Here is a 26,265-nt window from a genome sequence, read left to right on the forward strand (position 1 = left end):
GTCCGTCGCGCCACCGTCATGTCCGCATACGTTCGTCCCGCTGCGAGCCGCCGGGTCAACGGCGGCTCCCCAGACGGGAGATCGGGGGTGGACTCGTGCGCATCGGACTGCTGACGGAGGGTGGCTATCCGTATGTGAGCGGTGACGCCAGGCTCTGGTGCGACCGGCTCGTGCGCGGGCTCGGGCAGCATGAGTTCGACATCTACGCGCTCAGCCGCAGCGAGCGGCAGGAGGACGAGGGCTGGATCCAGCTGCCGCCGCAGGTCAGCCGGGTGCGGACGGCACCGCTGTGGACGGCCGAGGACGACGGCGTGGTCTACGGGCGGCGGGCGCGCCGACGGTTCGCGGACGCTTACGGGGAACTGGCCGCGGCGGTGTGCGGGGGGCCGGCGGCGACCGTGGGCTCGGGAACGGCCGGCGGCTCGGCGGCTTCCGACGGTGTTGAGGCGGACCGTTTCGGCAACGCGCTGTACGGGCTCGCCGAACTCGCCCGGGACGAGGGCGGCCTGGTCGGCGCCCTGCGCTCCGAGGGCGCCGTGCGCGCCCTGGAGCGCGCCTGTCGCGCGCCCGGCGCACTCCGCACCGCGCGCACGGCGCGCGTGCCCGACCTGCTCGCCGTCGCCGCCCACATCGAACGAGCCCTGCGCCCCCTCTCACTCGACTGGTACGAGGACGACGGGCTCGACTCGGTCGATCTGTGCCACGCCGCGGCCGGCGGCGCGGCGGCGCTGCCCGGCCTCCTCGCCCGGCACTTCTCCGGAGTGCCGCTGCTGGTCACGGAGTACGGGGTCCAGCTACGGGCGCACTACCTGGCCTCCGCTTCCGTCGGGGAGCCCCCCGCCGTACGGGCGCTGCTCGCCGCGTTCCACGGCAGGCTCGCCGCCGAGGTCTACCGCGCTGCCGCCCTCATCACGCCAGGCAACACACACGCCCGCCGCTGGCAGGAGCGCTGCGGTGCCGACCGCGCCAAACTGCGCACCGTCTATCCCGGCATGGAGGCGTCCCGCTTCGCCGAGGTGGGGGAGAGCGCGGAGGGCAGCGGGTGCGCGGACCCGGACACGCTCGTGTGGGTCGGCCGCATCGAACCGGCCAAGGACCTGATCTCGTTGCTGCACTCCTTCGCGGAGATCCGCAAGGAGGAACCGAAGACCCGGTTGCGGATCGTCGGCGCGCCCGCCGACGGGCCGGATGGCGCGACCTACCTCTCCCACTGCAGGGCGTTGGCCGCGCAGCTCTTCCCCGACGAGGCGGACGGCGTGCACGCGGTCGGCGACAACCCGGTGTCCTTCGAGGAGATCGGCGGCCCGGAGGTCCCGAGCCTCGCGGAGGCATACGCCTCCGGAGCGGTGATCGTCCTGTCCAGCGTCATCGAGGGCTTCCCCATCAGCCTCGTCGAGGCCATGTTCTGCGGCCGCGCCACGGTCTCCACGGACGTGGGCGCGGTCGTCGAAGTCATCGGCGGTACGGGCCTCGTCGTGCCGCCGCGCAATCCGCGGGCGCTCGCCGAGGCGTGCGTATCGCTGCTGCGCGACCCCGAGCGCCGTGAGCGCCTGGGCGCGGCCGGCCGCGCACGCGCCCTCGAACTCTTCACTGTCGAGCAGAACGTCGCGGCATTTCACGGCATTTACCTGGAGATCGTCTCGCACTCTCCCGTGCGGCGGGTGGTCGTGGACGACGAGGGCGAGCCGTTGCCCTTCGGAGTCCCTGCCGAGGCCCACGTGCCCGGCCGCTGGGCCGAGACCCGCCTCATGGCCTCGGGCCGTCCGCGCTGGGCGGCCGGTGCGCCGGTACGGGCGACGGTTCCCGTGCCCGCAGGGGAGGGCGCGTGATGAGTGAACCGGGCGGCCTGAACGGGCTGGACGACCTGGGCCAACTGGACCGACCCGGAACACCGGCGAGCCCCGGGGCCTGGGACCAGCAGTCGGAGGAGTGGCTTGTCTCGGGGGTGAGGGAGATGGACGTACGGGCGGGGAGTGCGCGGGAAGGGCGGGAAGGGGCAGCCGGCGCCGACGAGACCGCGGGCGGCTCCGGCAGCTTCGGTGAGACAGCTGGAGACTCTGCCGGCCCTCGTGCGGGGCTCTTCGCATCCCGTGGGGCGCGCGAGAGCGCGGCGCGCGCCGGCACGAGTGGTGACGATGACCTGGGCGCGGGGGACGGCGTGCGCGGCCTGGGTGCGGGGAGCGGCGCGCGCGGCTTGGGCGCCGGGGACCGCCTGGGCGTCGGGAGTGGCGTGGGCGCGGGTGGTGGCACGGGAGGTGCTGACGGCGCGCGCAAGGCCACGGCCACCGGGCGGCGCGGTGTCGTGGACCCCGTGAAAGCTCTGATGCACCGGCACCGTGAGCTCTGCGAACGGGCCGTGGACCCGCTGGAGATCGCGGCGGGCCTGGAGGCACACGGGGTGACCGACCGGACCGCCACGCGGTTCCGGCACCGGGACGTGTTCTCGCTCGCCGAGGAGATGTACGCGCGCGTGCCCCGCGACGGGGAGCCCGCGCCCCGCGCGGTGACCTCGGCGCGCCCCGGCGCGCGCGCCGACTGGGCGGCGCTCGCTCTGCTGCCGGGCGCCCTCTGCGCGATGGCCGTGGCCGGGCTGCGGTTCACCGACGGACAGCCGCGCCTCGCGGTCGCCGCGGTCGGTGCCCTCGCCGTGGCGCTCGGCCTGCGTGTCGCCCTCCGCCGCGGCCCTCTGAGCACCGGCCACCGCACCACGAGCGCCACGCGCGCGTGGACGTGCTGGCTCATCGCGTACGCCCTCCTCGGCGACGGACTGCTGAGCGCCGGCCTCGACGGCGGTCCCGACGGCCCCTGGCCGTTGGCCACCGCACCCCTGCTGGCCCTCGCCCTGGCCTGCGCCCCGGCAGCCTGGTGCGCCCACCTCTTCGCGGTACGCGCGAGCCGCAGGCTGACCGCGAGCCGTGGCCTGGAGGAGTTCGCCTCCTCCGTACAGCCCCTGCTCCTCGGGGCGTTCGGCCTGTTCCTGTGTGCCCTCGGCGCGCTGCTCGCGCTGTGCGGAGCGGCACTGGGCGAGCCCACCGCGTACGCCGGAGCCGGCGCTCTCGGCGCGCTGCTCCTGCTCGCCCGGCTGCTGACAGCGCGCGGCTTCACCCACGCCCCGGCCGTCGTGCTCGCCGTCGCGGGCGCTGCCGAGGCGACCGCCCTCGCCACGGTCTTCGCGGGCCGCCTCCCCGGCTGCTCGTTCCTGGCCACCCCCGTCGACACCGTCGTCGACGCCTGGGGACCGGGCGCCGTACCGGCCCTGGTGTGCGGCGCGGGCACCCTCGTCCTCCTCGTCCACTCGACGCGCACTCTGACCCGGGCCTCGGCCCACGCCCTGCCCTGCGGGGCGACATGAGCCGCGCACCGAACCCCAGCCCACGGACCGATCGGAGCGCCGGCTCCCCGACCGATCCGGGCCTCGGCGCGCCCATCGGCCGGAGCCGTGGTCCACACGCCCGGCCGGTCCAGGTCGCACGGCCTCAAGCCTGGGTCGCACGCCATCGAGCCGAGGCCGCACGGCCTCAGGTCCAGGGCAAGCCGCTTCAACTCCAGGGCGAGCAGCCCGACGTTCCGGACCCATGGCCTCAGGTGCCGTGGACGGCGACCCGAAACCCGACCCACGGCGTCCCCCGCCACCGTGAGCCGCGCCCGGCGCCCGGGGCAGCACCCCGGGCACGGGCCCCTTACTCCCGCGGGGCCGACACCGCGGGCCCTCTCCCCGACCTACGGCATCACCTCGAAGGAGAACGCCAGATGATCACCTCCCGAACCGGAGAGTCCGCCCCGGGAGCCGCCCGATGAGGGTCCTGCTGATCGGAGCCAACGGATACCTCGGCCGTTTCGTCGCCGACCGCCTGCTCGCCGACCCGGCCGTGCAGCTCACCGCGCTCGGCCGGGGCGACGACGCCGACGTACGGTTCGACCTCGCCTCGGGCAGCCCCGGCGCGCTCACCCGCTTCCTGGACGCGGTACACCCCGGAGTCGTCATCAACTGCGCGGGCGCCACCCGCGGCGGCGCCCGCGAACTGACCCGGCACAACACCGTCGCCGTCGCCACAGTCTGCGAGGCCCTGCGCCGCAGCGGCTGTGGGGCACGGCTCGTCCAGATCGGCTGCGGCGCCGAGTACGGGCCCAGCCAGCCCGGCTCCTCCACAGCCGAGGACGCCGTGCCGCGCCCGGGCGGCCCGTACGGTGTGAGCAAGCTCGCCGCCACCGAACTGGTCCTCGGCTCCGGCCTGGACGCCGTCGTGCTCCGCGTCTTCTCACCCGCCGGTCCCGGCACCCCCGCCGGATCCCCGCTCGGCCGTCTCGCCGAGGCCCTGCGCCGTGCCATGCAGTCCGGCGACGGCGAACTCAAACTCGGCGGACTCGGCGTCCAACGCGACTTCATCGACGTCCGCGATGTCGCCCGAGCCGTCCACGCCGCCTCGCTCTCCGCCGCGCAAGGCGTGATCAACATCGGCTCGGGCCGCGCCGTGCGCCTCCGCGACGCCGCCGCCGTCCTCGCCCGCGTGGCCGGTTACGGCGGCGCCCTGCACGAACTCGACGGCCCGCCCGGACCCATGAGGTCAGCCATCGGCCACCCCCGCAGCGAACCGGACCACGCCGCCCCGGTCGCCTACCCCTACCCGGACGGCTGCGGCAGCTGGCAGCAGGCCGATGTGCGCACCGCGCGCGACCGGCTCGGCTGGCGGCCCCGGATCAACCTCGAGGAATCCCTCGCCGACATCTGGATGGAGGCGGCATGCCGTATCTGACCAGCACCGCAGCAGGCACTGCCAGCACTGACTTAGGCCTCGGGTTCGGCATCCCCGGTTATGCGCACCCCCTTGTCGCTCCCGTGGAGTGGGGCGAGCTGACCCGCCCCGGCACCCCCTTGCACTGGGTCGTCCTGAACGTGGCCAAGGGCCCCGGCACGCGCCCCGACCCGCACTGCCTGGAGGCCGCGGGACGGCTGCGCAACGCGGGGGTCCGGATCCTCGGGCATCTGGACACCACCTATGGCGCGCGCAGCTTCGGCGAGCTGATCTCCGACGCCCACCGCTATCTCGACTGGTACCGGGTCGACGGATTCCTCCTCGACCGCTGCCCCACCGAGCGCGCCGCGCTCCCCGAGGTCCGCCGCACGGTCACCACGCTCCGCGGGCTCCTCGACGACGCGCACATCGTGCTGGGTCACGGCGGCCACCCCTACCCCGGGTATGCCGAGAGCGCCGACCAGTTGGTGACGTTCTCCGGCTCCTGGAGCGACTACCGCTGGTCGCAGGTCGCCGAGTGGACCGCCGACTATCCGCCCGAGCGCTTCTGCCACTTCGTACACAGTGTGCCGCGCGGTCATCTGGACGAGGCGCTGCGCATCGCCCGCTGGCAGGGCGCCTCGACGATCTACTTCACCGACCGCACGGACCAGGGCGGCCGGGCCGACCCCTGGGCGACGATGCCCGGCTACTGGGACGAATTCGTCTCGCGGATCGGAACGGGTGTCTCGGAATGAAGAAGGGCGTGGCAGTGTTACGGGGAGAACAACTGTAGTGATTGACCGACCAACGGAGTCCCCGTGTCGCTGCCACCCCTGGTCGAGCCAGCTTCTGAGCTCACCGTAGACGAGGTCCGCAGGTACTCCCGCCACCTGATCATCCCCGATGTGGGCATGGACGGGCAGAAGCGGCTGAAGAACGCCAAGGTGCTGTGTGTGGGCGCCGGCGGCCTCGGATCGCCGGCGCTGATGTACCTGGCCGCCGCGGGCGTGGGCACGCTCGGCATTGTGGAGTTCGACGAGGTCGACGAGTCGAACCTGCAGCGCCAGATCATCCACAGCCAGGCGGACATCGGCCGCTCCAAGGCCGCGTCGGCGCGCGACTCCGTGCTGGGCATCAACCCGTACGTGAACGTTGTCCTGCACGAAGAGCGGCTCGAGGCCGAGAACGTGATGGACATCTTCAGCCAGTACGACCTGATCGTCGACGGCACGGACAACTTCGCGACCCGATACCTGGTCAACGACGCGGCCGTGCTGCTGAACAAGCCGTACGTCTGGGGCTCGATCTACCGCTTCGACGGCCAGGCCTCGGTCTTCTGGTCCGAGCACGGCCCCTGCTACCGCTGCCTCTACCCGGAGCCCCCGCCGCCGGGCATGGTCCCCTCCTGCGCCGAGGGCGGCGTCCTGGGTGTGCTCTGCGCCTCCATCGGCTCCATCCAGGTCAACGAGGCGATCAAGCTCCTCGCGGGCATCGGTGAGCCGCTCGTCGGCCGCCTGATGATCTACGACGCCCTGGAGATGCAGTACCGCCAGGTCAAGGTCCGCAAGGACCCGAACTGCGCGGTCTGCGGCGAGAACCCCACCGTCACCGAGCTCATCGACTACGAGGCCTTCTGCGGCGTCGTGTCGGAGGAGGCCCAGGAGGCGGCCGCCGGTTCGACGATCACTCCCAAGCAGCTCAAGGAGTGGATCGACGACGGCGAGAACATCGAGATCATCGACGTCCGCGAGATCAACGAGTACGAGATCGTCTCGATCCCCGGCGCCAAGCTGATCCCGAAGAACGAGTTCCTCATGGGCACCGCCCTGGAGACTCTTCCGCAGGACAAGAAGATCGTCCTGCACTGCAAGACGGGTGTCCGCAGTGCGGAGGTCCTCGCCGTCCTGAAGTCCGCGGGCTTCTCGGACGCCGTGCACGTCGGCGGCGGCGTGATCGGCTGGGTCCACCAGATCGAGCCGGACAAGCCGGTGTACTAGGCGTACGCCTTCTTCGGTGAAGGGGCTCGGCACTCGGTGTGCCGGGCCCCTTTCCGCTGTCCGCGGCGCGACCCGCGAGGGCCGGGGCGGGTGCCGCCGGCCCGCAGGGGCTACGACGCGCAGACCTTGCCGTCCTTCGGCACCGTCCCGTCCAGCAGATAGCTGTTCACGGTCGAGTCGACGCAGTCGCTCCCACTCCCGTACGCCCCATGGCCCTCGCCCTTCCAGGTGAGCTCCACGCCGACGCCCTTGCCCAGCTCGTCGGCCATCTTGCGGGCGCCCTCGTACGGCGTCGCAGGGTCCCCGGTGTTGCCGACGACCAGGACGGGTTCGGCTCCCGGGGCGCTGACCTCCGGGTTGTCGTACTGACCGGCCACCGGCCAGTCGTGGCACCAGCCCGCCGTGTCCCAGCCCATGAAGTCCCCGAACACGGGCGAGATCTTCTCGAACTCGGGCAGCAGCTTCTTCGTCTCCGCGGGCGTCGGCCGCTGCTTGTCGTCCAAGCACGATATGACCCGTTGTGAATGCGTCGTCGTGCCGTAGTGCCCCGAGGAGTCACGGTCGTTGTAGCCGTCGGCGAGATCCAGCAGCTCCGAACCGTCTCCGTCCTCGGCCGCCTTGAGGGCGCTGGTCAGGCGCGGCCAGCCCTCCTCGCTGTACAGCGGCAGGACGATGCCGGTGAGCGCGAGCGTCTGAGTGAGCTTGCGCCCGCCGGCCGTCGGCAGCGGCTTCGTGTCGATCCGGTTAAGCAGGTCCACGATCTTCTGGGAGCCCTGCTTCGGGTCCTGGCCCGTGGACTTGAGGTAGTCGTCCAGGGCGCGCTGGAAGCCCAGGGTCTGGTTCTTGGCGTGGCCGACCGTGTCGGCGCTCGGGTCGACGACGGCGTCCAGCACCAGGCGTCCCACGTTCTTGGGGAACAAGTGGGCGTACACCCCGCCGAGTTCGGTGCCGTACGAGATGCCGAAGTAGTGCATCTTCCGGTCGCCGAGGACTTGGCGCATCAGGTCCATGTCGCGGGCCGTGTCCGTCGTCGAGACGTGTGACAGCAGCTTCCCGGCGGCCTTCTCGCAGCCCTTGCCGAAGTCGGCGGCGTCCTTGAAGTAGGCCGCTTCCTCAGCCGCGTCGTCGGGTGTGGCGTCCACCGACTCGGCGGCCTGGATCGCCTTGTCGCTGCGGCAGCGCACGCCCTCGCTGGCGGCCACGCCGCGCGGGTCCCAGCTCACCAGGTCGTACCGCTCGTGCAGCTGGCCGACGACACTCTCGTACGCGGGCATCGTGGAGACGCCCGAGCCACCGGGGCCGCCGAAGTTGAACAGAAGGGAGCCGATGCGCTTGCTCTGGCCGCCGGTCGCCTTCGAGCGGATCAGGGTGAGGCCGATCGTCCCGCCTTCCGGCTTCGCGTAGTCCAGCGGCACCTTGAGCGTCGCGCACTGCCAGCCGCTGCCTGGCGCGGGGGAGTCCGAAGTGCCTTTGCAGCGGCCCCAGTCGAGCTTCTGCGAGGTGAGTGAGGCGGGCAGTCCCGAGGCCGTGCCGGAAGACGGCGCGGCGGCCGACGGCGTATCGCTGTTCTTTCCCTCGTCCTTGCCGTCCCCCGACGAGCCGCTGCCGCAGCCCGCCACCAGCAACGCGGCGGCGGCCGCGGCTGTCCACCGTGCGAAACGTGTCATGAGCTCCCCCTCGCCCGTGATCCGCCCGAAGTCGCGGATCACCTGCAAGCCATATTAGGCGTCAGCGCTCAGCGACCGCCGAGCCCTGTGGATAACTCTTTGACCTGCGGTTTTCTAAGAGCAGACGGTTCCGGCCGACGGTACGGTCCCCTCCAGCAGATAGCCGTTCACGGCGCCTTGCACGCACTTGTTCTTGCTGTCGTACGCCCCGTGCCCCTGGCCCTTGTACGTCAGCTCGACGCCGACTCCCTTGCCCAGCGCGTCCACCATCTTCTTCGCACCCTCGTACGGCGTGGCCGGGTCGCCGGTGTTCCCGACGACGAGGATCGGGGCCGCACCAGCGGCGCCGACGTCCGGGTGGTCGGCGGCGCCCGCCACGGCCCAGTCGGTGCAGCTGACCATGCCCCAGGCCAGATAGTCACCGAACAGCGGCGAGGCGGCCCGGAACTCCGGAAGCTTCGACTCCACGTAGTCGGAGGTGTAACGCGGCTTGTCGTCCGCGCAGTTGATGGAGACGTTCGCCGCGGTGATGTTGCTGTACTGGCCGTTCTCGCTGCGCCCGTTCATCGAGTCCGAGAGCAGCATCAGCACCCTGCCGTCACCGTCGTACGCCTGTTGCAGGCCCTCCGTCAGGTACTCCCAGAAGTCCTTGGAGTACAGGGCCTGCGCGATGCCGTTGGTCGCAGCGGTCTGGGTGAGCTCGCGGGGGAAGACGCCGGGGATCGGCTTGCTGTCGAGGTCCTTCAGGAGGGTGGCGATGCGGTCCTTGACGTCCTGCGGGGTGTCGCCGATCGGGCAGGGGTCCCTTTTCGAGGTGCAGTCGTCGGCGAAGTTGTCGAGCGCGAGCTGGAAGCCCTTGGCCTGCCCGAGTGAGCTCTGCTCGGGGTTCTGTGTCGGGTCGACGACCGCGTCGAAGACCGCGCGTCCCACGTTCTTGGGGAACAAGTGGGCGTAGACGCCGCCGAGTTCGGTGCCGTACGAGATGCCGAAGTAGTGCAGTTTGTCGTCGCCGAGTACCTGCCGCATCAGATCCATGTCGCGGGCCGCGTCGGTGGTGCGTACGTGGGGGAGCGTCTTGCCGGAGTGCTTTTCGCAGGCCGCGTTGAACGTCTTGGTGTTCGTCAGGAGCGTCTGCTGCTCGGCGGTGTCGTCCGGGGTGGCGTCCTGCTGGAAGTACTCGTCGAGCTGACTGTCGTCCTCGCACTTCACGCCGGTGCTGCGGCCGACCCCGCGCGGGTCGAAGCTCACCAGGTCGTAGCGGGTGCGCAGGGCGGCGTAGTCCTCGCCGAAGGCGGGCAGTGTGGTGACGCCCGAGCCGCCCGGGCCGCCGAAGTTGAAGAGGAGCGAGCCGATGCGCTTGCTCTGGTCACCGCTCGTCTTCGCCCGGATCAGCGCGAGCCCGATCGTGCGGCCCTTGGGATCGGCCCAGTCGAGGGGCGCCTTCAAGGTGGCGCACTGCCACTCCGCACCGCCCGGCAGGGGTGAGGGGGCGTTGCCGCCGCCCTCGGACTCGGACGGCGCCGGGCACTCCTTCCAGTTCAGCTTCTGGGCCGTCAGATCCTCGTCCTTGGAGCCGTCGCTGCAACCCGTCATCAAGGAGGACAGCAGGACGGCGGTGACGGTCAGGGCAGCGGCGCGCAGCTGGGGAGGGTTCGGCATGACCCCATCCTGCGGGCGTGTGAGGCGAGGCGCTCGGGGCGCGAGCCGTGCGGGTGAGGGCCCGCCGTGGGGCGTACAGGACCGTCCGCGCGGGACATGCCGAGGGGCGTACGAGCAGGCCCGTACGCCGGCCTAGAGCGCGCCCTTGCGCGTCAGGTGGTTGAAGAACAGCCATCCCGGCAGCACCGGAATCCACAGGGTCAGCAGCCGGTACAGCAGCACCGCGGGCGCGGCGACCTCCTTGGGGAGACCGACGGCGATCAGACCGACGGTCAGGGTCGCCTCGACCGCACCGACGCCTCCGGGGGTGGGCGCCGCCGAGCCCAGCGCGTTACCGGCGAGGAAGACGACGGCGACGCTGGCGAGGCTGAGCGTGGTGGTCTCCTCGTGGCCGAACGCGCGGATCGACGCGTCCAGACACATCACGAAGCAGGCGGTCAGCAGCAGCATGCCGCCGATGCCGGTGACCAGCTTCTGCGGCCGCTGCAAAACGTCGAGCATGCGCGGCACCACACCGGCGAACAGCGACCTCACGCGCGTGACGACGAATTTGCGCAGGAACGGCACCGACGTCACCACGAGCACCAGTACCGCGACCGTCAGCAGACCCGCGATGACCGTGCGGGACGGCGACAGGGACGGCGTCTTCTCGGTGCCGGTCAGATAGCCGAAGGACAGCAGCATCAGGATGTGGCAGCCGAGCCCGAACAGCTGTGACGCGCCGACGCTCGCCACCGCGAGCCCCGGTCGCACGCCGCCGCGCTGCAGGAAGCGCGTGTTGAGGGCGACACCGCCGACCGCGGCGGGTGCCACGATCTTCACGAACGAGCCGGCGACCTGCGCCGCCACGGTCCGCATGAACGGCACCCGCTCGGGCACGAAGCCGAGCAGGCTCATCGCCGCCGCGAAGTAGCTCAGTGCCGAGAACAGCACGGCCGCGGCGACCCAGCCCCACTCGGCGTTGTCGAAGAGGGTCCCGAACTCGATGTGGGTGAGCTGCGTCAGCAGGAAGTACGCGCCGATCGCGCCGGCGATGAAACTGATCAGCGTGCGCGGCCGGACACGCTCCAGGCGGGCGGGTTCGACCGGTGCCTGCGGCCTGATCAGCAGCACCTGGTGACGGATCTGGGTGAGCAGATCCTCCTCGCGCGCCTCGTCCAGAGCCTCGTCGATCGCCCGCTTCTCGGCCCGCTGTTCGGCGCGCACCGCCTTCTTGCCGGGCTTTTCCAGTACGGGAGCGGTGGCTTCCTTGGCTTCCTCGGCGCGGGCGAGCTTGTCCTGCCGGGAGGCCTCCAGGACCGCCTCGCGCTCGCGGTGCGCGCGCTCCCTGGCCAATTTCCGCAGCGTCGCGCGCGTGGCGCGCGTCAGCGCGATCGGCTGCAGCAGCGGCAGACAGTCGGCGACGGCATCCGGGCCGAGCACGCCGACCGCCGAGGCCACCGCGCGCTGCGCGCCCACACGAAGCCCGAGCGTGGTGACCAGCTGGGCGATGTCCATGCGTAGCAGCAGATCGCCGGCCGCGATCTCGCCGCCCCGCAGATCGGTGAGGATCACCGTGCCGGAACGATCCACCAAAATCGCGTCACCAGAGAGTCTGCGGTGTGCGATGCGCCGCGACTGGAGTGCCTGCACCTGGTGCCAGGTGTCGCGCAGCAGATCGTCGGTGATGAGCTCGTCGGGCAGCGAGTCGAGGGTGTGGCCACCGGTGTGCTCGTAGACGAGCATCACGGCGTCCGGGCCGAGTTCCGAGGTCGCGATCAGTTTGGGAGCGTTGGCCCCGGCCGCGATGGCCGCGTACGCGAGGAGCGCCTCCTGCTCAAGGGCCTGGCGCAGCGACTGGAGGCTGCGGCGCGTGGTGATGCCGCGCAGCGTCAGCCGGCGCCACACGCGGTAGAAGAAGCCCTGTGCCTGCTGCTCGCGGTCGACCACCGTGACGTCGAGCGGCGGGCCGTCCTCCAGGGTGACGAAGTAGCGCCGGCCGCGGTCGCCGTTCTCCGTGGCCTCCGGTGCCTCCTCGCGGGCCGCGCTCACCGGGTGGAAGCCGACATGCCGCAGGCCCGCCATCAGCGTCCGCCCGGTGGGCCGTACGTTCGGCGAGCCGACCGCGTACAGCGTCCCGTACGCGACGGTCCAGCCGATCAGCACCGTCAGGATGATCGAGAACGGTGTCGTATAGCCGGTGACCAGCATGGAGAAGGCGTCGAGGAGCAGCACCACCCAGAGCACCGCGCGCCAGCGTGGTCTGCGGGACATGCCGACGGCCGTCATGTACGCGATGACCGGTGCGAGATAGCCGTGCACGGGATCGGTGAGGGCGTGGATGTCACCCGGCGAGGGCTGGGTGAGGGCCTCCTGGATGGAGTCCGGGGCGGCCTTCGCGACCCAGAGGTCCGTGGCGAGTGTCACCCCGTGCGCCAGGACCGCGGCGAGGACGCCGTCGGCGATGCGCAGCCCGTCCCGCTTGATCAGCCGCTCGATAGCGAAGGCAACGGGCACCAGAAGGATCGCGATGCTGGACGCCAGCCCCGCGATCTTGATCAGCAGATCGGGTGCCTGGCCCGTGCCCTTGTTGATGTCCTGTTCGAGCCCGGAGGTGGTGCCGTGCGCGAACGCGGCGATGGCGAGGAGCAGGACGATCGCGAGGAAGCCGACCAGGAGCCGCATCAGGTCGGACGGACGGTGCACGCGCGCGGGAAGCAGCGGTTCGTCGCCCTCGACCTCGTCGGTGTGGGCTTCGTCGGCGCAGTCGGTGCCCTGCTTGACCTGCTGCTTCTCTTTTTCGTACGTCTGAGGAGCGGTCTCTTCGGCCGTCTTGGACGCGGATTCGTTCGCCTTCTCGGCTGTGTCCTTCTCGTCTCTCTCGTCGACGCCGCCGGTGTCCGGGCGTGACGAGGCCTCGGAGGTGCTCTCCGCGTCTTCGGGGTGCACGCCCTGCTGCCTCATCGTCTCTTCTTGGTCTCGTATCACCAGTCACCGCCCGCACGATGGTGGCATGCCCCACCGACACACGGGGGCATCAGGGTGCAAACGCGGGGGCGCACAGTCTGCCCCAAGCGTCGCCGCGGGGCGAGGGATACGCACAGTCGTCACCGAGTCACATTGTCGGTGGGGTGGGGCAGGATGGGTCGGATGAGCGAGGAGAGCCTTTCGGCGGATGCCCTGCCGGAGTACGCGGAGCGGGTCCTTGAGGTCGCCGAGCTGATCCCGCCCGGGCGCGTGATGACGTACGGCGACGTCGCCGAATGGCTGGAGGAGGGCGGACCGCGCCAGGTGGGCCGTGTGATGGCCCTCTACGGAGGAGCGGTTCCGTGGTGGCGTGTCATACGCGCGGACGGCGTGCTGCTCCCCGGCCACGAACTGCGGGCGCTGGCTCACTACCGCGACGAGGGCACGCCTCTGAAGGAGGCGAGCAGAGCCTCCGAGGGGCATCTGCCGCGCGTCGACATGAGACGGGCGCGATGGGACGGCGGCGAGCGCGCGGAAGGTCACACCTGACAGCTTCCGGCATCGGACGGGCGGAAGGGGAACATGTGGCCCGTACGAGGGAAACGAGGCACATCCGTGACATGCCGTACGTTCGTGGAGCGAGGGACGCACGTGGTGTGAGGGAAGAAGGGGAAGCCCTCCATCCACGAAGCTCACCGGCGTAGCGTCGTCGGCGCGCAGCCCCCTCACCTCGCGGCCACCGCCCTCCAGGCGCGATGGTCCACCCACCCGTCACCCGACCACCATGCCTCCACGTCGGCGCTCAGCGCCGGCAGTGACAGATTGCACAACCACCAGGACCGGCGAACCACGTGAGCTCCTCCTCTTCCACCAGGCGCCTGACGCACCCCCAGGTGCGCCAGGGGACCCGCGGCGCGTACCGACTGGTGCGTACGCCGCCGGCCCGGGTGGATCCCCCTCGTCTGGACGCAGGGCAGCGCGCGGTGGTTGACCACGGGAGCGGCCCGCTGCTCGTTCTCGCAGGTCCGGGCACCGGCAAGACGACCACGCTCGTCGAGTCCGTGGCCGCCCGGATCGCACGGGACGGCGACCCGGAGCGGGTCCTGGTGCTCACGTTCAGCAGAAGGGCGGCCGTCGAACTGCGCGACCGTATGGCGCTGCGCATAGGGGCCGCCCGCGCGCCCCAGGCCACCACCTTCCACTCCTTCTGCTACGCCCTGGTCCGCGCCCACCAGGACAGCGACCTGTTCGTGGAGCCGATGAGGCTGCTGTCCGGTCCCGAGCAGGACGTGGCGGTGCGCGAGCTGCTCGCGGGCCAGCCCGACCTGGAGCGACTCGGCCTCGCTCATGTGCGCTGGCCCGACGAACTGCGCGCCTGCCTGACCACCCGCGGTTTCGCCGACGAGGTCCGCGCCGTCCTCGCCCGCAGCCGTGAACTGGGCCTGAGCCCCGACGCCCTGGATGCCTTCGCCCGGCGCATCGGCCGCCCCGACTGGGGTGCGGCGGCGGCCTTCCTCGCCGAGTACCTCGACGTCCTCGACATGCAAGGAGTGCTCGACTACGCGGAACTCGTCCACCGCGCGGTGCTCCTCGCCCGGCGCCCGGGCGTCGCCGAGCGCCTCGCCGCCCAGTACGACGCCGTCTACGTGGACGAGTACCAGGACACCGACCCCGCGCAGGTGCGGCTGCTGCGCGCCCTCGCGGGCGGCGGGCGCACGCTGGTCGCCTTCGGCGACCCCGACCAGTCGATCTACGCCTTCCGGGGCGCAGATGTGAACGGCATCCTGGAATTCCCCGACGCCTTCCCGCGCGCGGACGGCCGTCGGGCGCCGGTCGAGGTACTCAGGACGTCCCGCCGCTCGGGAGCCGCCCTGCTGGCCGCCACCCGCCTGCTCACCCAGCGGATGCCGCTGACCCGCCTCCCGGCGGAGAAGGTGCGCGCCCACCGCGAGCTGTCCCCGGTACGAGACGGGGGCGGCGCCGAGGTCTACACGTACCCGACGTCCGGCACAGAGCTCGACAACATCGCGGACATCCTGCGCCGCGCCCACCTGGAGGACGGCGTCCCCTGGGGCGACATGGCCGTCCTGGTGCGCGCGGGCTCCCGCACGATCCCGACGATCCGACGGGCGCTCACCGCGGCTGGCGTGCCGCTCGACATCGACGGCGACGATCTGCCGCTGCGCCACGAGCCGGCGGTCACGCCACTGTTGACGGCGTTGCGGGCGGTGGCGCGGGCAGAGTCCGGTGCGGACGTGACCTACGGTGCCGACAGCGACGTAGCTGTCGATGTCCCTGAAGACACCGATGTACGTGACGACGCAGACGCATCCGAAGACATCGACGTACGTGAAGACGCAGATGTAGGCGACGTACGCGAAGACGCCGATGTACCTGAAGACGCTGACTCGCAGGGCGCGCCCTGGCTCGACACCGAAACCGCGCTCACGCTCCTCGCCTCGCCCCTCGCGAGCATGGACGCCGCCGACCTGCGGCGCCTGGGCCGCGCGCTGCGCGAGGAGGAGCGCGCCGCCGGCAACCTCGTACCGCCGCCGTCCGACGCCCTGCTCGCCCGCGCGCTGGCCGAGCCGGAGCGGCTCGTCGCGCACGACCCGGCGTACGCCCGGGGAGCCCAGCGCCTCGGCGCGCTGCTGCGCAAGGCGCGGGAGCGCCTCGCGGGCGGCGGGACGGCCGAGGAGGCGCTCTGGGACCTGTGGGAGGGCACACCCTGGCCGCAGCGCCTGGAGCGGGCCGCACGGCGCGGTGGTGCGGCCGGGCGCAACGCCGACCGGGACCTCGACGCCGTGTGCGCGCTGTTCGCGACCGCGGCGCGCGCCGAGGAGCGCACCGGGGGCCGTGGCGCCCTCAACTTCCTGGAGGAGATCGAGGCGGAGGACATCGCCGCCGACACCCTCACCCGCAGGGCCGTACGCCCCGACGCCGTACGCCTGATGACCGCGCACCGTTCCAAGGGCCTGGAGTGGCGCCTTGTCGTCGTCGCGGGCGTCCAGGAGGGCCTGTGGCCGGATCTGCGCCGCCGCGGCTCCCTGCTGGAAGCGGACCGCATCGGGCGCGACGGGCTCGCCGAACCACTCACGCCCGGAGCGCTCCTCTCCGAAGAGCGCCGTTTGTTCTACGTGGCCGCCACGCGCGCGCGTGAACGCCTCGTCGTCACCGCCGTGAAGGCCCCCGCCGACGACGGCGACCAGCCCTCCCGCTTCCTCACCGAACTCGGTGTCGAACCCAAGGACGTGACCGGCCGTCCCCGCCGCCCCCTGTCCGTCGCCGCGCTGGTCGCCGAGCTGCGCGCCACGACCGTCGACCCGCGCGTCTCGGACCCCCTTCGACAGGCCGCGGCCCGCCGCCTCGCCCGCCTGGCCGCACTCGCCGACGAGGACGGTCGCCCTCTGGTCCCCTCCGCGCACCCGTACCGCTGGTGGGGCATGTACGAGCCGACCGAGAGCAAGGTCCCGCTGCGCAACCGCGACCAGCCCGTCGTGCTCTCCGGAAGCGCCCTCGACCAGCTCGCCAACACCTGCGCCCTGCAGTGGTTCCTGGGCCGCGAGGTGAAGGCCGACGCGCCCGCGACGGTCGCCCAGGGCTTCGGCAACGTGGTGCACGTCCTCGCCGACGAGGTCGCGTCCGGACACACCCCCGCCGACCTCGCCGTCCTCATGGAGCGCCTCGACTCCGTGTGGAACGCCCTCGCCTTCGACGCGCCCTGGAAGTCGGCTCAGGAGAAGGAGCACGCGCGCGTGGCGCTCGAACGCTTCCTGAAGTGGCATGTCGACTCCAGTGGAGCCCGCACCGGGCGTACGCCGGTGGCCAGCGAGCACGACTTCGACGTGACCCTTGAAGCGGGCTCCTACGAGGTACGCATCCGCGGCTCCATGGACCGCGTCGAGGCGGACACCGAAGGCCGCGCCTACGTGGTCGACTTCAAGACCGGCAAACAGGCGCCGAGCGCCGCCGAGGTGACACACCACCCGCAGCTCGCCGTCTACCAGCTCGCCGTCCGCGAAGGCGCCGTCGACGACGCCTTCGAGGGCGTACGCCCCGAGCCGGGCGGCGCCGAACTCGTCCAGCTGCGCCAGGGCGCCGCGAAGAAGAACGGCGGCGAGACCCTGCCCAAGGTGCAGGCCCAGGCGCCGCTGGAGGGCGAGTGGGTCGGCGACCTCCTGGCCACCGCAGCCGGCAAGGTCCTCGACGAACGGTTCTCCCCGACCGCGGGACAACACTGCACACACTGCGCGTTCCGCGCGTCGTGCAGCGCTCGGCCTGAGGGGCGGCACGTGGTCGAGTGACGGGTCCCGAAGGGCGCCGGCCGCCGAGTGAGGTTTCCCCAGAGGACGCCACGGAGGCGAGTGACGTACGGCACCACGTGTGCTGACCAGCGGTTCTTTTGCCCCGGCGGCCGATGTGGCCCCCGCTGTCAGTGGGCGCGGCTAGCCTCTCTGACGTGCCCGCCCGTATCACCGATCCCGAGCAGCTCAAGGAGCTCCTCGGCATCCCGTTCACCCCGGAGCAGACGGCCTGCATCACCGCACCGCCCGCCCCGCAGGTGATCGTGGCCGGAGCCGGTTCGGGCAAGACCACGGTGATGGCCGCGCGCGTGGTGTGGCTGGTCGGCACCGGACAGGTCGCCCCCGAGCAGGTCCTCGGCCTGACGTTCACCAACAAGGCGGCCGGCGAACTCGCCGAGCGCGTCCGCAAGGCGCTCATCAAGGCGGGCGTCACGGATCCGGATGTCATCGACCCGGACAACCCGCCGGGCGAGCCCGTCATCTCCACGTACCACGCCTTCGCGGGCCGGCTGCTGACCGACCACGGGCTGCGCATCGGACTCGAACCGACGTCCCGCCTGCTCGCCGACGCCACCCGCTACCAGCTCGCCGCACGCGTGCTGCGCGAAGCCCCGGGACCGTACCCGGCGCTGACCCGCTCCTTTCCCGACCTGGTCGGCGACCTCCTCACGCTCGACTCCGAGCTCGCCGAACACCTCGTACGCCCCGAGGACCTGCGCGCGTACGACGCGGAGCTGCTGCGCTCCCTGGAGGGCGCCAGACTGACCAACGCCGATCTGCGCAAGGTCCCCGAGGCCGCCGCGGCCCGGCGCGAGCTCGCCGAGCTGGTGGGCCGCTACCGGGCGGCCAAGCGTGAGCGCGACCTCCTCGATTTCGGCGACCAGATCGCCCTCTCGGCCACCCTGGCCCGCACCCGCCCCGAAGTCGGAGAGATCCTGCGCGACGAGTTCCGCGTGGTGCTGCTGGACGAGTACCAGGACACTTCGGTCGCCCAACGCGTCCTGCTCGCCGGACTCTTCGGCGGCGGCACCGGCCATCCCGTGACCGCGGTCGGCGACCCCTGCCAGGCCATCTACGGCTGGCGCGGCGCTTCCGTCGCCAACCTCGACGACTTCCCCGAGCACTTCGCGCACCCCGACGGCCGCCTCGCGAGCCGCCAGGCGCTCAGCGAGAACCGTCGCAGTGGCGGCCGCCTCCTCGACCTCGCCAACGGCCTCGCGGAGCCCCTGCGCGCCATGCACGCGGGCGTGGAGGCCCTTCGCCCGGCCCCCGGGGCCGAGCGCGACGGACTGGTCCGCTGCGCGCTGCTGCGCACCCATGCCGAGGAGATCGACTGGCTCGCCGACTCCATCGCCCATCTCGTACGCACCGGAAAGGCGCCCGGCGAGATCGCGGTCCTGTGCCGTACGGCCACCGACTTCGCCGAGATCCAGGGCGCGCTCGTCGCCCGCGACATCCCCGTCGAGGTGGTGGGCCTCTCCGGGCTGCTGCACCTCCCCGAGGTCGCCGACCTCGTCGCCGTCTGCGAGGTCCTCCAGGACCCCGGCGCCAACGCCTCCCTCGTCCGCCTGCTCACCGGCCCGCGCTGGCGGATCGGCCCGCGCGACCTCGCCCTCCTGGGGCGGCGTGCCCGCCTTCTCGTGTCCCACGCGCGCGTGGGGGCCGACGACGACCCGGACCGCCGGCTCGCTGCAGCCGTCGAGGGGGTCGACCCGGCCGAGGTGATATCGCTCGCGGACGCCCTCGACACGTTCCTGGAGCTGCCCATCGAGGCCGAAGGGGACGACGACGGGCTGCCCTTCTCGCCGGACGCACGGGTGCGGTTCGCGCGGCTCGCCGCCGAGCTGCGCGACCTGCGCCGCTCGCTCGCCGACCCCCTGATGGACGTCCTGCACCGGGTGCTCGCCGTCACGGGCCTGGAGGTCGAGCTGTCCGCGTCCCCGCACGCCCTGGCCGCCCGCCGACGCGAGACCCTGTCGAACTTCCTGGACATCGCCGCGTCCTTCGCCGCGGGGGACGGCGAGGCGACCCTGCTCGCCTTCCTCGGCTTCCTGCGCACCGCCGCGCAGTACGAGAAGGGCCTCGACAACGCCCTGCCCGGCGGCGAGAACACCGTCAAGGTCCTGACGGCGCACAAGTCCAAGGGCCTGGAGTGGGACGTCGTAGCGGCCCCCGGCCTCGTCAACGGCACCTTCCCCAGCAGCCAGGGCCGCGAGAAATGGACCGCCCAGGGCAAAGTCCTGCCGCACGAGCTGCGCGGCGACGCCGACACACTTCCCGACATCGACGCCTGGGACGCCAAGGGGATCAAGGCCTTCCACGAGGCCATGAAGGACCACCAGCACACCGAGGAACTCCGTCTCGGCTATGTCACCTTCACCCGCCCCCGCTCGCTGCTGCTCGGCTCCGGCCACTGGTGGGGCCCCTCCCAGAAGCGGCCGCGCGGCCCCTCGGACTTCCTGCACGCCCTGTACGAGCACTGCGCGGCGGGACACGGCGAGATCGAGGTCTGGGCGGACGAACCCGCGGAGGACGAGGAGAACCCCGCCCTGCACGAGGCAGCCGCCGACCACGCGTGGCCGCTCCCGCTCGACGACGCGGCACTCGCCCGCCGCCGCGCGGCCGCGGAGACCGTACTCGCCCACCTGGAGCGGGTGGCGTCGCACGAGGAGGCCCACCCCGGGGCCGAGGGGGGCCGAACCGGGGCCGCCCACGACCCGGCCTCCTTCGACGACCCGGAATGGCCACCTCCTCCGGAGGACGACGAACCGCCCTACGACGAGGACGGCTTCCCGGACCACGTCGAGTCGTCGGACTTCCCCGACGACGACTCCTCCGACTGGGACGCGTGGACCACGGCCCGGCCGACGCGCCCCGTATCGGTGCACCACGCGCGCGTGCCGCTCGCGGGAAAGCCGGACGGCGACCTGCCGGGGCCGACGATCCCGCACGCACGCCGGCACCCCGCCGAAGCGGACCTCACCCCGGAAGAAGCCCGCACCCTCGCCTCCTGGGACCGCGATCTGGACGCCCTGACCGGAGAGCTCCTGCGCGCCCGCGCGAGCGTCACGGACGTACCCCTGCCGTCGTCGCTCACCGCGTCGCAGCTGCTGCGCCTGGCCGCCGACCCGGACGGCTTCGCGCAGGAGCTGGCACGCCCCATGCCGCGCCCCCCGCAGCCCGCCGCGCGCCAGGGCACCCGCTTCCACGCCTGGGTGGAGTCCCGCTTCGAAGAGCTGCGGCTGCCCATGCTGGAGCCGGAGGAGCTGCCCGGCAGCGAGGCCGAGATCGCCGACGAGCGCGACCTGGAGGTCCTCAAGGACGCCTTCGAACGCACTGCGTACGCGCACCGAACTCCCCATCGCGTCGAGACGCCCTTCCAGCTCGCCATCGCCGGTCGCGTCGTACGCGGCCGTATCGACGCCGTCTACAGGGAAGGCGAGGGCGACGGGACGACGTACGAGATCGTCGACTGGAAGACCAGCCGCGGGCGCACCGCCGACCCCCTCCAGCTCGCGCTCTACCGCCTCGCCTGGGCCGAGCAGCAAGGTGTGCCCCTGGAGTCCGTCAAGGCGGCGTTCCTGTACGTCCGCAGCGGCGAGGTCGTGCGACCGGACGGCCTCCCGGACCGTGCCGCACTGGAGAGGCTGCTCATCGAAGACCCAGCGGGCCCACAGGAACAGGCTCCGGAGGAACCGCCGGACGAACACGCCTCTGTGGGCGGATAGGCTCATAAGCATGAGCAAGCCCGTTGACAACGCCGTCAGCACCGTCCGCACGTACATCCAGAACCACCGCACGGCCTTCCTCGACGACCTCGCGGAGTGGCTGCGCATCCCCTCGGTGTCGGCCCAGCCCGACCACGCCGCGGACGTGGCGCGCAGCGCCGACTGGCTTGCCGCCAAGCTCCGGGAGACCGGTTTCCCGACCACGGAGGTCTGGGCGACCGCGGGCGCGCCGGCCGTCTTCGCCGAGTGGCCCTCCAACGACCCGGAAGCCCCGACGGTCCTCGTCTACGGGCACCACGACGTGCAGCCCGCCGCCCTCGAGGACGGCTGGGACACCGAGCCCTTCGAGCCGGTGATCCGCGGAAACCGGCTCCACGCGCGCGGGGCCGCCGACGACAAGGGCCAGGTGTTCTTTCACACACTCGGGGTCCGCGCCCACCTCGCCGCCACCGGGCGCACCGCCCCGGCCGTACACCTCAAGCTGCTGATCGAGGGCGAGGAGGAGTCCGGCTCGCCGCACTTCCGTGACCTCGTCGAAGAGCGGGCGCAGCGGCTCGCCGCCGACGCCGTGATCGTCTCCGACACCGGCATGTGGTCCGAGGACACCCCCACGGTGTGCACCGGCATGCGTGGCCTCGCCGAGTGCGAGATCGAGCTGCACGGCCCCGAGCAGGACATCCACTCCGGCTCCTTCGGCGGCGCCGTGCCCAACCCGGCGACCGCCGCCGCCCGCCTGGTCGCCGCGCTGCACGACGAACACGCGCGCGTGGCCGTACCCGGCTTCTACGAAGGCATCACCGAACTCACCGACCCGGAGCGCGAGCTCTTCGCCGAGCTGCCCTTCGACGAGGAGCGGTGGCTGCGCACGGCCAAGTCGACGGCCACCCACGGAGAGGCCGGACACACCACCCTGGAGCGCATCTGGGCCCGTCCGACCGCCGAGGTCAACGGCATCGGCGGCGGCTACCAGGGCCCCGGCAGCAAGACGATCATCCCGTCCTCGGCCATGGTGAAGCTCTCCTTCCGGCTGGTCGCCGGCCAGGATCCGGACCACATCGAGAAGGCCGTACGCGCCTGGGCCGCCGAGCAGCTGCCCGCGGGCATCCGGCACGAGATCACGTTCGGAGCGGCCACGCGCCCGTGTCTCACCCCCCTGGACCACCCGGCCCTGCAGTCCGTTGCACGCGCCATGAGCCGCGCCTTCGAGCAGCCGATCCGCTTCACCCGCGAGGGCGGCTCGGGACCCGCCGCCGACCTCCAGGAAGTCCTCGGCGCCCCGGTGCTCTTCCTGGGCATCTCCGTCCCCTCCGACGGCTGGCACGCCCCCAACGAGAAGGTCGAACTCGATCTCCTCATGAAGGGCGTCGAAACCACCGCCTACCTGTGGGGCGATCTGGCCGAGAACTGGCGCGAGGCACACTGAAGAAGCCGTTTCACGCCCTGAAGAGCGCCCCGCGCACCCGCCCTGCCGTACGTCCTGCTGAACCGCCCGCCGAAATAACCGTTCCACCGGGGGAGTTGGAAGCACCCGTGACCACCTGGACCGACCGCACCGCCGAACGTCCCATCTCGCTCACCGCCCCGAGCGGCATCGACCGGGCCGCCCACCACCGGCTCGACGAGGCCTGGCTCGCGGCGGCCTGGAGCCACCCCACGACCCGTGTCTTCGTGGTCTCCGGCGGTCAGGTGCTCATCGACGAGACGGCGGACGGCACCACCGAACTCGTGATGACCCCCTCCTTCGAGGCCCCGCTCACCGAGGCGCACCGCTACTTCCTGGGCACGGACGACGACGGTGTGAGCTATTTCGCACTCCAGAAGGACGCGCTTCCCGGCCGCATCGACCAGTCCGCACGCCCGGCGGGTCTGCGCGAGGCCGGACTGCTGCTGTCTCCCCGTGACGCGGGCCTGATGGTGCACGCGGTCGCCCTGGAGAACTGGCAGCGACTGCACCGCTTCTGCTCGCGCTGCGGCGAGCGCACGGTCATCGCGGCCGCCGGGCACATCCGCCGCTGCCCCGCCTGCGGCGCCGAGCACTACCCGCGCACCGACCCGGCCGTGATCATGGCGGTCACGGACGACGAGGACCGCATCCTGCTCGGCCGCCAGGTGCACTGGCCCGAAGGCCGCTTCTCCACGCTCGCCGGCTTTGTCGAGCCCGGCGAGTCCATCGAGCAGTCCGTGCGCCGCGAGGTCTTCGAGGAGGCGGGCGTCACGGTCGGCGAGGTCGAGTACGTGGCCAGCCAGCCGTGGCCCTTCCCCTCCAGCCTCATGCTGGGCTTCATGGCCCGAGCGACCTCGTCCGAGATCAACGTCGACGGCGAGGAAATCCACGAGGCCCGCTGGTTCTCCCGAGAAGACCTGCGGGCCGCCTTCGAGTCCGGGGAGGTGCTGCCTCCCTACGGAATCTCGATCGCGGCCCGCCTCATCGAGCTCTGGTACGGCAAGCCCCTGCCGACGCGGGCAGTGGCCTGACGTCCGTCAGACGCCGATCTTCTGCTTCACCTGAGCCAGCGAAGGGTTCGTGAGCGTCGAACCGTCCGGGAAGAGAACGGTGGGAACCGTCTGGTTTCCGCCGTTCGCCTTCTCCACGAACGCCGCGGACTGCGGGTCCTGCTCGATGTTGATCTCGTTGTACGTGATGCCCTCGCGGTCCATCTGGCTCTTCAGCCGACGGCAGTAGCCGCACCACGTGGTGCTGTACATCGTCACAGTGCCCTGCATGTCGTTTGCGCTCCTTCACGGCTTCGGGGTGCGTGGTCGCTGCCAGTGGAACGTATGTGACCTGGCCCCCATTCCCGTAGGGGGTATCCGGAGGTGTCCCGCAGGACGTGATGCCTGCCGCATTAGTACGACTGCGAGGGCCTCCCTGTGGACAACCGGCTCATCCGTCTCCGGCGACCTGGCAGCATGGCGGGGTGACAGCAGCAACGCACTCCACCCTCTTCCCGCAGGTTCCGGACACGGCCGACGCGGTGCTCGACGGGCTCGACCCCGAGCAGCGCGAGGTCGCCACCGCCCTGCACGGTCCGGTGTGCGTGCTGGCCGGCGCCGGTACGGGCAAGACGCGGGCGATCACGCACCGCATCGCCTACGGGGTGCGCGCCGGGATCCTGCAGCCCTCCAGTGTGCTGGCCGTCACCTTCACCAACCGCGCCGCGGGCGAGATGCGAGGCCGCCTCCGCCAGCTCGGCGCCGGCGGCGTCCAGGCCCGCACCTTCCACTCCGCCGCGCTGCGCCAGCTCCAGTACTTCTGGCCGAAAGCAGTCGGTGGAAGCCTGCCCCGGCTCGTCGACCGCAAGATCCAGCTCGTCGCCGACGCGGCGGCCGCCTGCCGCATCCGCCTCGACCGGGGGGAACTGCGGGACGTCACGGCGGAGATCGAGTGGTCCAAGGTCACCCAGACCATCCCCGCCGACTACGCGGCCGCCGCCGCCAAGGCCGGCCGCGAAGTCCCCCGCGCCCCGGCCGAGATCGCCCAGCTGTATGGGACGTACGAGGACCTCAAGCGCGACCGCGCGGTCATCGACTTCGAGGACGTCCTGCTGCTGACGGTCGCGATCCTCCAGGACCGTCACGACATCGCGGAGCAGGTCCGCTCCCAGTACCAGCACTTCGTGGTCGACGAGTACCAGGACGTCAGCCCGCTCCAGCAGCGCCTACTGGAACTGTGGCTCGGCGAGCGCGACAGCCTCTGCGTCGTCGGCGACGCCAGCCAGACGATCTATTCGTTCACCGGTGCAACTCCCGACCACCTTCTCGACTTCCGCATCCGCCACCCCGGAGCCACAGTCGTCAAGCTCGTCCGCGACTACCGCTCCTCGCCCCAGGTCGTCCACCTCGCCAACGGCCTGCTCGCCCAGGCCCGCGGACGCGCCGCCGAGCACCGCCTGGAGCTGATCTCCCAGCGCGCCCCGGGCCCCGAGCCCGTCTACGCCGAGTACACGGACGAGCCCGCCGAGGCCGAAGGCGCCGCCCGCCGCATCCGTGACTTCATCGCCTCCGGCGTCCCCGCGGGCGAGATCGCGATCCTCTTCCGTACGAACTCCCAGTCCGAGATCTACGAACAGGCCCTCGCCGACGCGGGAGTGCCCTACCAGCTGCGCGGCGCCGAGCGGTTCTTCGACCGCCCGGAGGTGCGCAAGGCGGGCGCCGCCCTGCGCGCCGCCGCACGCTTCGGGGGCAACGACTCGCTGCTCGACGACGCCGTCGACCTGCCCTCACAGGTCCGTGCCGTGCTGTCCGGCGAAGGGTGGACCAGCCAGCCCCCCGCAGGCTCCGGCGCGGTCCGAGAGCGCTGGGAGTCGCTGGCCGCCCTCGTGTCCCTCGCGCAGGACTTCGCCGCCGCCAAGGCGGGCGCCACCCTCAGCGACCTGGTCGCGGAGCTCGACGAGCGGGCCAGTGCCCAGCATGCTCCGACCGTGCAGGGCGTCACCCTCGCCTCCCTCCACTCCGCCAAGGGACTGGAGTGGGACGTCGTGTTCCTGGTCGGTGTCGCCGAGGGCATGATGCCGATCACCTACGCAAAGACCGACGAACAGATCGAGGAGGAGCGCCGCCTCCTGTACGTCGGTGTCACCCGGGCCAGAGAGCACCTCTTCGTCTCCTGGGCGCTGTCCCGCTCACCCGGTGGCAGAGCCAACCGCCGGCCCAGCCGCTTCCTCGACGGGCTGCGCCCGGGCTCCGTCGCCACCGCGGGACGGAGCAGCGGTGGCGGTACGGGAGGCGTCGAGCGCGGTGTCGGAAGCAGCGGTGGCACGGCGGTACGGCGCACGAGTCGGACCCCGGCCCGCTGCCGGGTCTGCGGTCGTACCCTCACCGACGCCGGCGAGATGAAACTGATGCGCTGTGAGGACTGCCCCTCCGACATGGACGAGGGTCTCTACGAGCGGTTGCGTGAGTGGCGGGCGGTGCAGGCGCAGCGCAGCGGGCAGCCCGCGTTCTGCGTCTTCACCGACAAGACACTGATGGCGATCGCCGAGACCGTGCCCGACGACGAGGGTGAGCTCGCGCGGATCCCCGGGGTCGGCGTGCGCAAGCTCAACCGCTTCGGAGCTGACGTTCTGGCCATCTGTGCAGGTCAAGAGCTTGGAGGAGACGACGAAGGTGACTGATACAAACTCGTCGAAAAAATAGTTTGCGCATGCCCCAGCAATCCCCATAGGTTCTTAACACGGAAGCGGCGGCCTTCTCCAAGGCCCTGGTTCCGTGCTGTACTTAATAACCGT

Annotated in this window: 15 protein-coding genes; 11 read left to right on the plus strand and 4 right to left on the minus strand. The window is 71.7% G+C overall.

The window, feature by feature from the left end:
• Positions 1-95: 95 nt before the first annotated feature.
• From OG975_RS31440 to moeZ, 5 genes are all read left to right on the plus strand, one after another.
• Positions 96-1,829 (plus strand): DUF3492 domain-containing protein, encoded by a 1,734-nt coding sequence (locus tag OG975_RS31440; protein WP_406332713.1) that lies wholly within the window; start codon positions 96-98, stop codon positions 1,827-1,829.
• Positions 1,829-3,352, plus strand: a complete 1,524-nt coding sequence (locus OG975_RS31445) for a hypothetical protein (protein ID WP_406332714.1) — start codon at positions 1,829-1,831, stop codon at positions 3,350-3,352. Before OG975_RS31440 ends, OG975_RS31445 begins: the two co-directional genes overlap by 1 nt.
• A 442-nt stretch (positions 3,353-3,794) precedes the next feature.
• The gene (locus OG975_RS31450) at positions 3,795-4,754 is read left to right on the plus strand and encodes an NAD-dependent epimerase/dehydratase family protein (RefSeq protein ID WP_330307160.1); all 960 of its coding nucleotides are present in this window, start codon (positions 3,795-3,797) and stop codon (positions 4,752-4,754) included.
• Entirely contained in the window at positions 4,742-5,491 is a 750-nt protein-coding gene (locus OG975_RS31455; protein ID WP_406332715.1) for a spherulation-specific family 4 protein, read from the plus strand. The genes OG975_RS31450 and OG975_RS31455 overlap by 13 nt, the downstream gene beginning before the upstream one ends.
• A 63-nt stretch (positions 5,492-5,554) precedes the next feature.
• Positions 5,555-6,733: an adenylyltransferase/sulfurtransferase MoeZ gene (moeZ, locus tag OG975_RS31460; RefSeq protein WP_327431558.1), complete on the plus strand. Its 1,179-nt coding sequence runs from the start codon at positions 5,555-5,557 to the stop codon at positions 6,731-6,733.
• Between the two features lie 110 nt (positions 6,734-6,843).
• Here the strand turns inward: moeZ and OG975_RS31465 are convergent, their stop codons facing one another.
• From OG975_RS31465 to OG975_RS31475, 3 genes are all read right to left on the minus strand, one after another.
• A complete protein-coding gene (locus tag OG975_RS31465; protein WP_406332716.1) occupies positions 6,844-8,400 on the minus strand; it encodes an alpha/beta hydrolase in 1,557 nt (518 codons plus the stop codon).
• 114 nt (positions 8,401-8,514) lie between these two features.
• Positions 8,515-10,059, minus strand: a complete 1,545-nt coding sequence (locus OG975_RS31470; RefSeq protein WP_406332717.1) for an alpha/beta hydrolase — start codon at positions 10,057-10,059, stop codon at positions 8,515-8,517.
• 132 nt (positions 10,060-10,191) lie between these two features.
• Entirely contained in the window at positions 10,192-13,002 is a 2,811-nt protein-coding gene (locus OG975_RS31475; protein WP_406332718.1) for a lysylphosphatidylglycerol synthase domain-containing protein, read from the minus strand.
• 186 nt (positions 13,003-13,188) lie between these two features.
• Between OG975_RS31475 and OG975_RS31480 the strand changes: the two genes are divergently transcribed.
• The 5 genes from OG975_RS31480 to nudC all read left to right on the plus strand — a co-directional run bounded on the left by OG975_RS31480 (position 13,189) and on the right by nudC (position 23,512).
• The gene (locus tag OG975_RS31480) at positions 13,189-13,554 is read left to right on the plus strand and encodes an MGMT family protein (protein WP_406332719.1); all 366 of its coding nucleotides are present in this window, start codon (positions 13,189-13,191) and stop codon (positions 13,552-13,554) included.
• A gap of 302 nt (positions 13,555-13,856) precedes the next feature.
• A complete protein-coding gene (locus OG975_RS31485; RefSeq protein WP_406332720.1) occupies positions 13,857-17,309 on the plus strand; it encodes an ATP-dependent helicase in 3,453 nt (1,150 codons plus the stop codon).
• 155 nt (positions 17,310-17,464) lie between these two features.
• On the plus strand, positions 17,465-21,037 hold the full coding sequence (locus OG975_RS31490; RefSeq protein WP_406332721.1) for a UvrD-helicase domain-containing protein: 3,573 nt from the start codon (positions 17,465-17,467) through the stop codon (positions 21,035-21,037).
• A gap of 10 nt (positions 21,038-21,047) precedes the next feature.
• On the plus strand, positions 21,048-22,460 hold the full coding sequence (locus OG975_RS31495; protein WP_406332722.1) for a dipeptidase: 1,413 nt from the start codon (positions 21,048-21,050) through the stop codon (positions 22,458-22,460).
• A gap of 107 nt (positions 22,461-22,567) precedes the next feature.
• Positions 22,568-23,512: an NAD(+) diphosphatase gene (nudC, locus tag OG975_RS31500; protein WP_369261913.1), complete on the plus strand. Its 945-nt coding sequence runs from the start codon at positions 22,568-22,570 to the stop codon at positions 23,510-23,512.
• Between the two features lie 6 nt (positions 23,513-23,518).
• Here nudC and OG975_RS31505 read toward each other — a convergent pair whose 3' ends face one another.
• Positions 23,519-23,761 (minus strand): mycoredoxin, encoded by a 243-nt coding sequence (locus OG975_RS31505; protein WP_081219297.1) that lies wholly within the window; start codon positions 23,759-23,761, stop codon positions 23,519-23,521.
• Between the two features lie 110 nt (positions 23,762-23,871).
• On the opposite strand from OG975_RS31505, the gene OG975_RS31510 reads away from it, so the two are divergent.
• Positions 23,872-26,151: an ATP-dependent DNA helicase UvrD2 gene (locus OG975_RS31510; RefSeq protein WP_406332723.1), complete on the plus strand. Its 2,280-nt coding sequence runs from the start codon at positions 23,872-23,874 to the stop codon at positions 26,149-26,151.
• Positions 26,152-26,265 lie beyond the last annotated feature (114 nt).

It is taken from the genome of Streptomyces sp. NBC_00203 (assembly GCF_045206325.1).
GTDB lineage: Bacteria > Actinomycetota > Actinomycetes > Streptomycetales > Streptomycetaceae > Streptomyces > Streptomyces lutosisoli.